An 11,044-nucleotide genomic window follows, 5' to 3' on the forward strand; every position below is an offset into this window, starting at 1 on the left:
AACGCCCGCCGTACCGCGAACGTTCCCCTTCCACTGTGCCAGGTTCCGCGCGTCGCTGCGCGCGCTCCCGCCGAGGACGGTGTACGGACAGCCCGGCATCGTGCCGCACCATCTGCGGCCGACCGGTCTGCGCGACGAACTCATCGATCTGGGCAACCAGTTCCGCGCCTACCAGAAGCGCGCCGAGCCCGACCTGACCCTCCTCGCCGACCTGCACACCCGCAAGGCGCGCGCCTTCCACGAGTGGGCCGACGTCATCGGCGACGTCCAGTTGCGCGCGGACGCGCAGCGGGCCGAGCAGGCCGCGGCCACCGCCCGGCGCCAGCACCAGCAGCGCACCGGGCACACCGGTGACGGCACGGAACCCGCCGTGCCACGGGTGCTGACCGGACCGCAGCTGTGGGAGCACGCCCGTACCGTGCTCGCCCACGCCCGGGACCACGCGCCGCTGCCCGGCCCCGAGGCCCGGCTGCTCACCCTGCTGCTCGTCCTGCGGGCCGCGCGCACCGGCACCGGCAACCTGACCGGCCAGGACCTGACCGCGCTGCCGCTCGGCGATCCCGAACAGCTCATCGCCCAGCTGACCGGGAGCGGCTGGCTGCGGATCCCCGGTTCACCCGCCGACGTGCTCGCCTCCCGCCCCGAGAACCCCACCCCCGTCACCGTGCCGTCCCTGGAGCCCGGTCCGGACGGCAGCCGGCCGCTCCCGTTCGGGAAGAACACCCGGGCCAAGGTCAGCGGCTGGACACAGCGCGTCGTCACCGAGCGGAAGCTGCGCAAGTCGAAGGCGACCGCCGGTGCCCGGCTGCTGGCCCTCGCCCTGGCCACGCACACCGCCCTGGACGGGCAGGCACTCGGGCCCGACGGGCAGGGGGTGGACGTGGCCCCGCTCGCCGCCCTGTGCGCCGGTGATCCCGGCGCGCTGCCGACCCTCGTCGAGGAGCTGACGGCCGCGGGCTGGCTCACCGACGCGGAGCTCACCGACGGCCGCCTCACCGGCCGGCTGCCCGAACGGGTGTGGCCGCTCAGCTGTCCCCTGCCCTCGCCCTGATCCGAACCGGAGGTCCCCGACCACCATGTCCTCGCGGAAACTCGAACTCACCCGGCCGCCCGTCGCCTCCGCTTCCATGATCATCCGTAGGCCCCCGGCGGAGGTGTGGGAGGCCTTCGCCGATCCGTCCGTCACGACGCGGTTCTGGTACAGCGCGAGCACCGGACGGATGGTCCCGGGGGCGGAGCTGCGCTGGGAGTGGGCGGTCTACGGCGCTTGTGTCCAGGTCCGGGTCGAGGCGGTGGAGGAGGGCCGGCTGATCCGGTTCGCCTGGGGCAACTACGAGCAGCCGACCGTGGTCGAGATGGTGTTCGCCGCGCACCCGGCGAACGCCACGTTCGTGACGGTCACCGAGACCGGCTTCCAGGGGTCCGGGGACGACGCCGTCGGCTGGGTCAACGACACCGTCGGCGGCTTCACCACCGTGCTGTGCGCGCTGAAGGCCCTCCTGGAACACGGCATCGAACTCGGCGCGGTCGCCGACCACCACCCGGCCTGATCATCCGGCCTGACGCGGGGCTTTCCCGCGCACGCCGGTCGAATTCGGTTGCGGCGCGGCCGGTGGGACCGGTGAGGTACCGCCATGGACGGTGGCACGGAGCGGGCGCGACGACCGGCTCGCCGGCGCGCGGCTGCCGTACTCACGGCGCTGATGCTCGCCGCCTTCACATTCAACACCGCCGAGAGCCTGCCGATCGGCCTGCTGGACGTCATCTCGGAAAGCCTGCGGGTGCCCCGGGCGGCGGTCGGGCTCCTGGTCACCGGCTACGGCCTGGCGGTGGCCGCCGGGTCCGTGCCGCTCGCCCACGCGGTACGGGCGGTGCCCCGGCGCCATGTGCTGACCGGGCTGCTGGCCGCACTGGTCGCCTCCGCGCTGATCGCGGCGGCGGCGCGGTCCTACTGGCCGCTGCTCGGGGCACGGCTGCTGACCGCCCTCGCCCAGGCGCTGTTCTGGGCGGTGACCGGTCCGGTCGCGGTGGGCCTGTGCGCGCCCGAGGCGCGGGGACGGGTGCTGGGCGCGCTGTCCGTCGCCGGTTCGCTCGCCCTCGTACTCGGTGTCCCCGCCGGAACCTGGCTCGGCCGGGCCAGCGGCTGGCGGCTGCCCGTCGCCCTGCTCGCGGTCCTGGGGCTGGTCTCGCTGGTGACGGTCGCCCTCGCGCTGCCGGCCTCGCGGCCGGCGGAGGAGCCCGCCGCCTACGGGGCCGCGCCCGACGTCCGCCGGTTCAGGACCGTGGTGGCGGCCGGGGCGCTGGCCGCCACCGGGGCGTTCGCGGGCTACACCTACCTGGTGGTGTTCCTGGGCGAGGTGAGCGGGTTCGCCCCGGGCGCGGTCGGCGTCCTCCTGGTGGTGTTCGGCGGGGCGTGTCTGGCCGGGGCCGGTGTCGCCGGGGCACTGCTGGACCGCTTCGCCCGGGGTGTGCCGGTCGCCGCCGTGGCCACGCAGGCGGTGGGCCTGCTCGGCCTGTCCGCGGCCGGCGCCGAACCGGTGGCCGCGGTGGTGTTCCTGGTGCTGCTGGGCGGGGCGCTCGGGCCGGTGTTCACGGCCACCCAGCACGCGGTGCTGCGGTGCGCGCCGGGCCGCACGGACCTGGCGCTCGCGGTGAACTCCGGTTGCTACCACGCGGGTATCGCGGCCGGCGCCGCGCTCGGGGCTCTGCTGCTGCCGCTCGCCGGCGTGCGGGGCGCGTTCCTGCTGGGCGGGCTGCTGACCACGGTCGCCTGCGCGGTGCTGTGCGGCGGCGCGCCGGCGCTCCGTCGCTCGGCTGTCCGCCACGAGTACGGTCGGCGGGCCCGTCGGCGGTCACATCGCCGGTACGGAGCCGAAGAGAGGCGGGATGCCGTGTGAGGGAGAAGGCGGACGACGTGGCCGAGGCGATCGCGGGTGAGCTGCGGTTGCTGACGCCCCGGGTCAGGGCGTCGCGGGAACTGGCCGGGCGGCTCCTGGACCCCGAGTTCGTCGAGGTGGGCGCCTCGGGGCGCCGGTGGGACCGGGAGACGATGCTCGCCGAACTGCCGGACAAGCCGGGCGCGTCGGACGAGGGTCCGCGCTACGAACCGGTCGGCATGCGGGGAACCGTACTGGCACCCGGCGTGGTGCATGTGACGTACGAGGCCGTCCTCGGCGAGCGGCGGAGCCGGCACAGTTCGATCTGGCGGCGGCCGGCGGCGGGTTCCGGGTGGCGGATGTACTACCACCAGGGCACCGTCGTCCCGGCCGGGACCGGGTAGGGGCGGCCACGGTGGCGGTGACGCGGTCGGTCGGGCGGTGTCCGCCGCGTCACCGTGCCGCTCGGCCGGCGGACCCGGTGCCGCGGCTCAGGCCCTGACCTCGTGGCGGTCCCGGTCCGGCGGTGCCACGGTCCCCGGCGTCGGTGCGGTGGAGCGCCGGCGTGGCAGCGGCGGCAGACAGGTGATGATCATTCCGGCGAGGATCAGGGCGCAGCCCGCCCAGGCGGACGGGGTGAGCCGCTCGTCCAGGAGGAACACGCCGATCAGGGCCGCGGCGAGCGGCTCGGCGAGGCTCAGCGTGCCGGCCGTGGTCGCCCGTACCCGGCTGAGCCCGGCGGTGAACAGCCAGTACGCGACGGCGGTGGTGGCCACCCCCAGCCAGCCGATCAGGGCGAGGGTGCCGCCGTCCCGCACCGGGGCCAGGTCCCCGAGCATCCAGGGCAGCAGCGGCAGCGAACCCACCAGCAGGGTGAGCGCGGAGAGGGTGGGCAGGTGGGCGGCGGGGTGCGCGTCGGCCGTCCGCTTGGCGAAGACGGTGTACAGGCCGTAGCAGAAGCCGGCGGCCACCGCCAGGAGCAGGCCGAACGGGTCCACCCGGGTGTTTCCCGGTGCCAGCAGCAGGGCGCAGCCGGCGACGGCCGCGACGGTGCCGGCCAGCCAGGCGGCGCCCATCCGTTCGCCGGTGAGCCATCGGGCGCACACCCCGGTCGCCGCCGGGGCGATGCCCAGGGCGACCACCGTGGCCAGCGCCGCGCCGGTCCGCGCCACCGAGGAGAGGAACGCCGCCTGGTAGAGGCCGGTGGAGAACGCGCAGATCAGCAGCGGCCGGACCATGCTGCGGGTGGCGAAGGCCCGCAGCCTGCGCGGGCGGACGGTGCACACCGCGAGGACCAGTCCGCCCGCGACCAGCCGCCAGCCGCCGAGGGCCGCCGGGGTCATCGGGCTGGACGCCAGGACCTGGGCGGGTCCGACCGTGCCCCACAGCACCGCCGCCGCCAGTACCAGCCCCACGCCGGGGTTCGCACCGCTCTTTCGTACATCCATGAGCGGTGAGGCTAATCAAGAGTGCGGGGCTGATGGAGGCTTGCCGTACTTCGTTCGGCATACAGTGGGTTTCATGGAACTTGATGCGCTGGACCGGGCCCTGCTGCGGGAATTGCAGAACGATGCACGGCAGACCAATCGCGAGCTGGCGGCCCGGACCGGGGTCTCGCCGTCGACGTCGCTCGAGCGGGTGCGGCTGCTGCGCGAGCGCGGGGTGCTCACCGGCTTCCACGCGGCGCTGGACCTGGACGCGGCCGGCCGGCCCGTCCAGGCGCTGATCTCGGTGCGCATCCGGCCGCCGGCCCGGCCCGTCATCGAGGGGTTCCGGGAGTGGGCGGCGCGGCTGCCCGAGGTGATCGGCCTGTTCGTCACCTCGGGCAGCCACGACTTCCTGATCCATGTGGCGGTCCCGGCCGTGGACAGCGTGTACGCCTTCGTGATCGACCGGCTCACCGAGCGCCGCGAGGTCGCCGACGTGCAGACCACGATGGTCTACGAGCACGTCCGCTCCCGCTGCATCGAGCCGGCCGTCCCGGACCGGCCCCGCTCCGCGCGCCCGGCCCGCTGAGCCGGCGGGCGGCCGCCGCCTGCGGTTCCGTCTCCCGCGACCGCCCCGGTGTCAGCCGTCCGCGGAGCGCAGCGGCAGGTCCAGCCGGCCCGCGAGTTCGTCGACGGTGGTGCCGAAGGTCTCCCGCACCGAGACGCCCTGCGGCGTGATGTCGAAGACGGCGAGGTCGGTGTAGACCCGGTCGACGCAGGCCAGCCCGGTGAGCGGATAGGTGCACTCGGGGACCAGCTTGGGCGCGCCGGTCTTGGTGAACAGCGTCATCATGACGAAGACCTTCTTCGCCCCGATCGCCAGATCCATCGCCCCGCCGACGGCGGGTATGGCGTCCGGCGCGCCGGTGTGCCAGTTGGCGAGGTCACCGGCGGTCGAGACCTGGAAGGCGCCCAGGACGCAGATGTCCAGGTGGCCGCCGCGCATCATGGCGAAGGAGTCGGCGTGGTGGAAGTACGCCGCGCCGGGCAGCTCGGTCACCGGGACCTTGCCGGCGTTGGTGAGATCGGGGTCGATCTCGTCGCCCTTGGCGGCGGGCCCCATGTTGAGCATGCCGTTCTCGGTGTGCAGCACGACACCGGAGTCGGCCGGCAGATGGTCGGCGACCAGGGTCGGCTGGCCGATGCCCAGGTTGACGAAGGCGCCGTGCGGGATGTCGCGGGCCACCAGGGCGGCCATGTCGTGCTTGCCGAGCGGGCCGCGCCCGGTGTCCGTGACGAGGGAGTCGGTGCTCATGCGGTTGCCTCCTGCACCACGCGGTCGACGTAGATGCCCGGGGTGATCACGGTCTCGGGGTCGATGGTGCCGGTGTCGACGATCTCCCGGACCTGGGCTATCACGGTGGTCGCGGCGGTGGCCATGACCGGGCCGAAGTTGCGGGCGGTCTTGCGGTAGACGAGGTTGCCCATGCGGTCGGCCCGGTGGGCGCCGATCAGCGCCACGTCGCCCCTGATCGGGTACTCCAGGACGTAGGTGCGCCCGTCGATGACGCGGGTCTCCTTGCCCTCGGCCAGCAGGGTGCCGGCGCCGGTGGGGCAGTAGAAGGCGCCGATGCCGGCCCCGGCGGCCCGCATCCGCTCGGCGAGGTTGCCCTGCGGGACGACCTCCAGCTCGATCCGCCCGGCCCGGTACAGCTCGTCGAAGACGTAGCTGTCGGTCTGCCGGGGGAAGGAGCAGACGACCTTGCGGACCCGGCCCTTCGCCAGCAGCGCGGCGAGTCCGGTGTCGCCGTTGCCGGCGTTGTTGGACACGACGGTGAGGTCGGTGGCGCCCTGCCGGATGAGGGCGTCGATCAGTTCGACCGGCATGCCGGCCATTCCGAAGCCGCCGACCAGCACCGTGGAGCCGTCCTCGATCCCGGCGACCGCGTCGTCGGCGTCGGCGCACAGGCGTGTACTCATCGGGCCGCCTCCGTGTCGTTCACCGTGTCGTTCGCCGCCCCGTTCCCGGTGACGTTCTCCAGGACGACGGCGAGGGCCTGGCCGACCCCGATGCAGATCGCGGCGAGGCCCCAGCGCTCGCCGGACTCCTTGAGCCGGTGGGCGAGGGTGCCCAGGATGCGGCCGCCGGAGGCGCCCAGCGGGTGGCCGAGCGCGATGGCGCCGCCCTTGGCGTTGACGCTGTCCGGGTCGATCCCCCAGGCGTCCACGCAGGCCAGCGACTGCACCGCGAACGCCTCGTTCAGCTCGACCGCGGACACGTCGGACCAGGTGATGCCCGCCCGCTTCAGGGCCCGGTTCGCCGCCTCGACCGGTGCGAAGCCGAAGTCCTGCGGGTCCAGCGCGAATACGCCGCGCCCGGCGACCCGGGCCAGCGGGGCGGTGCCGATGCGGTCCGCGGCGGCGCCCGAGCCGAGCAGCACGGCCGAGGCGCCGTCGCTCAGCGGCGAGGCGTTGCCGGCCGTGATCACCCCGTCGGGGCGGAAGGCCGGCTTGAGCCCGGCGAGCTTCTCGGGCGTGGAGCCGGGGCGGATGCCCTCGTCCCGGGCCAGGGTGTTGCCCTTGGCGTCCGTCTCGACCGGGACCACCAGGTCGTCGTAGAAGCCGTCCGTCCAGGCGGCGTCGGCGAGCCGGTGGGAGCGGGCGGCGAACTCGTCCTGCCGCTCGCGGGAGATGGTGAACCGCTCGGCGAGCTGCTCGTTGGCCTCGCCGAGCGAGACCGTCCACTCCTTCGGCATGCCCGGGTTGACCAGCCGCCAGCCGAGCGTGGTGGAGACGGCGGTGACGTCCCCGGCGGGGAAGGCGCGGGACGGCTTGGGCAGCACCCAGGGGGCCCGGCTCATCGACTCCACACCGCCGGTGAGCACGATGTCGGCGTCCCCGGTCTCGATGGCGCGGGAGCCGATGATCGCCGCGTCCAGCGAGGACCCGCACAGCCGGTTGACGGTGGTGGCCGGCACCGAGGTGGGCAGCCCGGCCAGCAGCACGGCCATCCGGCCGACGTTGCGGTTGTCCTCGCCGGCCCCGTTGGCGTTGCCCCACACCACGTCGCCGATCCCGGCCGGGTCGAGCTCCGGTGCCTTGGCCAGGACGCTCCGCACGGCGAGCGCCGCGAGATCGTCGGGCCGGACACCGGCGAGCGCGCCGGAGAACCGTCCGAAGGGTGTTCTTGCCGCTGCGTACAGGTAACTGTCGGTCACCCCCTTACGGTAGGCGCGCGACCTTCATCACGTCCAAGACCTAATATGGATCGATTGATAAGGCAGCGATATAAACCGTTGTAGGCTGTGGCCATGGAACTGCGTCAGGTCCGCTCCTTCCTGGTACTCGCCGAGGAGTGCCACTTCGGACGCGCGGCGGCCCGTCTCCATGTCGCCCAGCCCGCGCTGTCCCAGCAGATCAAGCAGCTGGAGCACGAGCTGGGCACGGCGCTGTTCCACCGCTCCACCCGGCACGTCGAGCTCACCGAGGCGGGCCGGCATCTGACGGGGTACGCCCGTACCTTGGTCGCCGAGGCCGAGCGGGCCCGCGTGCACATGGCGGAACTGGCCAGCGGCCACACCGGCCGGGTCTCCGTCGGCTTCATCGGCACCGCCACCTACGACGTGCTGCCGAGGATCGCCCGTACCGTACGGTCGCGGCTGCCGCACATCACCCTGGACCTGCGCGGCGAACTGCTCACCCCGCAACTGGTCGAGGGCCTGCTCACCGGCAGCTACGACCTCGCCGTGTCGCGGGCCGACGCGGCCGGCACCGAGGGGGTGAGCATCACGCCGCTGCGCGCCGAACCCCTGGTCGCCGTGGTCCCGGCCCACCATCCGCTGGCGGCCGACCGGGAGATCCCGCTGTCCGCGCTGGCCGGCGAGCCCTTCGTCATCCATCCCGCGCAGCCGCGCTCCGCCATGTACGACCGGGTGCTGGCCGCCTGCGACCGGGCCGGTTTCCAGCCCGCGTCGCTCGTCGAGGTCGGTGAGACCGCGACCCTCGTCGTCCTGGTGGCCGCCGGGCACGGGGTGGCGCTGGTGCCGCGGTCGGTGCAGAGCCTGCGGCTGGACGGGGTGACGTACCTGCCGCTCACCGAGACGGAGACCATCGATCTCGTACTGGCCCGCCGCGCGCACCGCAACTCACCGGCCACCGAGCAGGTCGCCGCGGTCATCGAGGAGTGCGTGCGCGGCTGAGGTGGCACGGTCAAGATGGCACCCGTGTGTCGGTGCCGGTTCAGCACGGCGTCACCCATGACTCCTACCGTTCCCCTGCCCGGTGACCGACTCCGCGAGCACCGGCTCGGAACAGACCCGAAAGGAGTCCCCGTGCGCATCGCCAGATCCGCCGCACGCACCTTCGCCGCTCCCGCGCTCGCCGCTGCCGCCCTGCTCGCCCAGGCCGCGGCGCCGGCCCGGGCCGCCGTCGACTTCGACGTGACGGCCACCGTGGAGACGGCCCCCGTCTCGCACAGCGGCGACGCCGCCGACGATCCCGCGATCTGGGTCAACCCGAGCGACCCCGCCAGGTCGGCGGTCATCGGCACCGACAAGCAGGGCGCGCTGGAGGTGTACGACCTGGCCGGCACCCGCCTCCAGCGGGTCGGCGGCGACTACGGCAACAACGTCGACCTGCGCGGCGACATCGTCGTCTCCGCCGACGACGAGGCCGCGGACGGCGACGGCGCCATGCACGTCTACCGCATCGACGCCGCCACCCGGCAGCTCACCCACCTCGCCGACATCCCCACCGAGGTCACCGCGCACGGCATCTGCCTGTACCAGTCGCCGTCCACCGGCAAGCTGTACGCCTACCCGAACTCCACCTCCGGCCGGGTGGAGCAGTGGGAGATAGCGGTCAGCGGCAGCACCGTGACCGCGACGTCGGTCCGGCTGTTCGACGCCGGCTCGGCCGTCGAGGGCTGCTACGCCGACGAACACACCGGCAAGCTGTACCTCGGCGAGGAGGACGTCGGGGTGTGGGCGTACGGCGCCGAGCCGGCCGCGGGCACCACCCGCACCTCGCTGGACTCGGCCGGCTCCGGTGGTCACCTCACCGCCGACGTCGAGGGCATCACCGCGGCCGGCGACCGGCTGTTCGTCTCCTCGCAGGGCAGCGACGACTACACCGCCTACGACCGCTCCTCCGGCGCCTACCTCGGCCGGTTCTCCGTGGTGAGCGGCACCGCGGCCGACGACTGCGAGGACACCGACGGCATCGACGCCACCGCGTCCGCGCTGGGCAGTGCCTTCCCGCAAGGTCTGTTCGTCTGCCAGGACGGCTCCAACTCGACGCCCGGCAGCAGCGGCAACCAGAACTTCAAGTTCGTGCCGCTGCAGCGGATCACCGCCTCGCTCTGAACCCACGGCGGCCCGCTCCCCCCGAGGTCAGACCACTGATTGTCATGGACGTGACCCTGCGGTACGGCGTATCGTGCGGCGGCCGTGCGATCTTCCGCAGGGCCCGTTCCGGTTGGTCACCCGTGGGGGGTCTCCTCGTCATGTCCGAATCCGCAGCGCCGCGTCCGCTGCCGCCGCTGCCCACCTCACCGCCGGTGCCCGCGCGGGGGTTCCTCGTCGCGGTGCTCACCGGGCTGGCGCTCTCCGCACTGGCCGATCTGTTCAGCCTGTTCGCCGGGCTCCGCTACCGGACGGTCGTCGACGGGGACGCCTGGTTCCGCACCGCCACGGCGGAGGAAGTGGAATCCGTCGCCTCGCTGTACGACACGGCCGCGCGCTACCAGGCGATCGTGTACCTGCCCTGCGCCATCGTCTTCGTCGTCTGGTTCTTCCGGATGCGCCGCGCCACCGGGGCGCTCGCCCCGGACCGGTTCCGCAGCGGTCCCGGCTGGGCCGTCGGCGCCTGGCTGATCCCGCTGGCGAACCTGTGGCTGCCGTACCGGGTCGCCTTCGACATGTGGGGCGCCACCACCGTGCTGCCGTACGACGGCGGACCACCCCGGACCCGGTTGTGGCCGCTCAACCTGTGGTGGGGCCTGTTCGTGGCCGGCACCCTGTTCGGCCGGGTCGCCGGGAGCGATGCCGAAGACGCCGGGACACTGTCCGAGGTCCGGGACGGGGTGGCGCGCTACATGATGGCGGACGCCCTGCACATCCTGGCGGCGGCCGCCGCCGCGTACTTCGCCGTCCAGCTCACCGCCAGGCAGCGGTACAAGGCGGTGCACGGTCCGTACGGCGCGCCGGCCCCCTCCTCCTGACCCCCGCCGGACGGCTTCGGCGTCCGGCGGCGCACCGGACCGGACGGTCACACCGCCCGTACCACCTCCGCCGGTGCGGTCCGCAGGGTGCGCCGGGTGGGCAGTTCCACCGTGAGGAAGGACGTCAGCGCCACCGTCGCCGCGGCCGCCGGCAGCAGCCAGGCCGGGCCGGCCGGCCAGGGGCGGCCGAGGAAGCCCTGGCCGAGCAGGGCGAGCGGCAGCGCGGACAGCGCCAGGCCCGCGGCGAGGGCGGCGACGGTCGTCAGCGCGGACTCGCGGCGGGTCATCGCCAGGATCTGCCGGGGGGTGGTGCCGACCAGGCGGAGCGCGGCGATCTCGGTGCGGCGCTGGGCGGTGGCGGCGACGAGCTTGTTGGCGATGCTGAGCAGCAGGTAGCCGAGGAGGACCACGATGACGGCGAGGTTGATCCACACCTGCGGGGGTGTGTCCTGGCCGGCCGTGGCGTCCGGGCCCGTGCCGGTCAGCGCGAGGCCGGGGCGGGCGGCGGCGAACGCGGCCAG

Annotated in this window: 13 protein-coding genes; 8 read left to right on the top strand and 5 right to left on the bottom strand. The window is 73.9% G+C overall.

Features of this window, described 5'->3' with window-relative positions; genetic code table 11:
- The 4 genes from AB0G32_RS39695 to AB0G32_RS39710 all read left to right on the top strand — a co-directional run.
- On the top strand, positions 1-1,051 hold a 1,051-nt coding region (locus AB0G32_RS39695), incomplete at its 5' end, for a hypothetical protein (protein ID WP_361175704.1).
- A 76-nt stretch (positions 1,052-1,127) separates the two neighbouring features.
- The gene (locus tag AB0G32_RS39700) at positions 1,128-1,550 is read left to right on the top strand and encodes an SRPBCC family protein (protein ID WP_361175708.1); all 423 of its coding nucleotides are present in this window, start codon (positions 1,128-1,130) and stop codon (positions 1,548-1,550) included.
- 153 nt (positions 1,551-1,703) lie between these two features.
- Positions 1,704-2,897 (top strand): MFS transporter, encoded by a 1,194-nt coding sequence (locus AB0G32_RS39705; RefSeq protein WP_361175742.1) that lies wholly within the window; start codon positions 1,704-1,706, stop codon positions 2,895-2,897.
- Positions 2,894-3,280 carry a DUF4440 domain-containing protein gene (locus tag AB0G32_RS39710; RefSeq protein ID WP_361175711.1) on the top strand — a complete coding sequence of 129 codons (387 nt, stop codon included), beginning with the start codon at positions 2,894-2,896 and terminating at the stop codon, positions 3,278-3,280. Before AB0G32_RS39705 ends, AB0G32_RS39710 begins: the two co-directional genes overlap by 4 nt.
- Before the next feature lie 87 nt (positions 3,281-3,367).
- Here AB0G32_RS39710 and AB0G32_RS39715 read toward each other — a convergent pair whose 3' ends face one another.
- The gene (locus AB0G32_RS39715) at positions 3,368-4,324 is read right to left on the bottom strand and encodes an EamA family transporter (RefSeq protein ID WP_361175714.1); all 957 of its coding nucleotides are present in this window, start codon (positions 4,322-4,324) and stop codon (positions 3,368-3,370) included.
- A 73-nt stretch (positions 4,325-4,397) separates the two neighbouring features.
- Between AB0G32_RS39715 and AB0G32_RS39720 the strand changes: the two genes are divergently transcribed.
- Positions 4,398-4,892, top strand: a complete 495-nt coding sequence (locus tag AB0G32_RS39720) for an Lrp/AsnC family transcriptional regulator (RefSeq protein ID WP_361175717.1) — start codon at positions 4,398-4,400, stop codon at positions 4,890-4,892.
- A 51-nt stretch (positions 4,893-4,943) separates the two neighbouring features.
- Here the strand turns inward: AB0G32_RS39720 and AB0G32_RS39725 are convergent, their stop codons facing one another.
- The 3 genes from AB0G32_RS39725 to AB0G32_RS39735 are packed head-to-tail and all read right to left on the bottom strand — an operon-like array spanning position 4,944 to position 7,521.
- Positions 4,944-5,618 (bottom strand): 3-oxoacid CoA-transferase subunit B, encoded by a 675-nt coding sequence (locus AB0G32_RS39725; RefSeq protein ID WP_361175720.1) that lies wholly within the window; start codon positions 5,616-5,618, stop codon positions 4,944-4,946.
- A complete protein-coding gene (locus tag AB0G32_RS39730; protein ID WP_361175723.1) occupies positions 5,615-6,283 on the bottom strand; it encodes a 3-oxoacid CoA-transferase subunit A in 669 nt (222 codons plus the stop codon). The genes AB0G32_RS39725 and AB0G32_RS39730 overlap by 4 nt, the downstream gene beginning before the upstream one ends.
- Entirely contained in the window at positions 6,280-7,521 is a 1,242-nt protein-coding gene (locus AB0G32_RS39735; protein ID WP_361175726.1) for a thiolase family protein, read from the bottom strand. The genes AB0G32_RS39730 and AB0G32_RS39735 overlap by 4 nt, the downstream gene beginning before the upstream one ends.
- Before the next feature lie 93 nt (positions 7,522-7,614).
- Here AB0G32_RS39735 and AB0G32_RS39740 point away from each other — a divergent pair, with 93 nt between their 5' ends.
- The 3 genes from AB0G32_RS39740 (at position 7,615) to AB0G32_RS39750 (ending at position 10,523) form a co-directional block, all read left to right on the top strand.
- A complete protein-coding gene (locus tag AB0G32_RS39740; RefSeq protein WP_361175729.1) occupies positions 7,615-8,502 on the top strand; it encodes a LysR family transcriptional regulator in 888 nt (295 codons plus the stop codon).
- 132 nt (positions 8,503-8,634) lie between these two features.
- A complete protein-coding gene (locus tag AB0G32_RS39745; RefSeq protein ID WP_361175732.1) occupies positions 8,635-9,666 on the top strand; it encodes a phytase in 1,032 nt (343 codons plus the stop codon).
- 140 nt (positions 9,667-9,806) lie between these two features.
- On the top strand, positions 9,807-10,523 hold the full coding sequence (locus AB0G32_RS39750) for a DUF4328 domain-containing protein (protein WP_361175735.1): 717 nt from the start codon (positions 9,807-9,809) through the stop codon (positions 10,521-10,523).
- Positions 10,524-10,570: 47 nt separating this feature from the next.
- On the opposite strand, the gene AB0G32_RS39755 is transcribed toward AB0G32_RS39750, so the two are convergent.
- Positions 10,571-11,044, bottom strand: a 474-nt coding sequence (locus tag AB0G32_RS39755; RefSeq protein WP_361175738.1) for an FtsX-like permease family protein, incomplete at its 5' end; no start/stop codon positions are given.

It is taken from the genome of Streptomyces sp. NPDC023723, from assembly GCF_040639815.1.
Lineage (GTDB): Bacteria > Actinomycetota > Actinomycetes > Streptomycetales > Streptomycetaceae > Streptomyces.

Coding starts and splice junctions, on each gene's coding strand:
- AB0G32_RS39740 (WP_361175729.1), top strand. CDS start 7,615: ATGGAACTGCGTCAGGTCCGCTCCTTCCTGGTACTCGCCGAGGAGTGC.
- AB0G32_RS39750 (WP_361175735.1), top strand. CDS start 9,807: ATGTCCGAATCCGCAGCGCCGCGTCCGCTGCCGCCGCTGCCCACCTCA.
- AB0G32_RS39705 (WP_361175742.1), top strand. CDS start 1,704: ATGCTCGCCGCCTTCACATTCAACACCGCCGAGAGCCTGCCGATCGGC.
- AB0G32_RS39725 (WP_361175720.1), bottom strand. CDS start 5,618: ATGAGCACCGACTCCCTCGTCACGGACACCGGGCGCGGCCCGCTCGGC.
- AB0G32_RS39730 (WP_361175723.1), bottom strand. CDS start 6,283: ATGAGTACACGCCTGTGCGCCGACGCCGACGACGCGGTCGCCGGGATC.
- AB0G32_RS39715 (WP_361175714.1), bottom strand. CDS start 4,324: ATGGATGTACGAAAGAGCGGTGCGAACCCCGGCGTGGGGCTGGTACTG.
- AB0G32_RS39720 (WP_361175717.1), top strand. CDS start 4,398: ATGGAACTTGATGCGCTGGACCGGGCCCTGCTGCGGGAATTGCAGAAC.
- AB0G32_RS39700 (WP_361175708.1), top strand. CDS start 1,128: ATGATCATCCGTAGGCCCCCGGCGGAGGTGTGGGAGGCCTTCGCCGAT.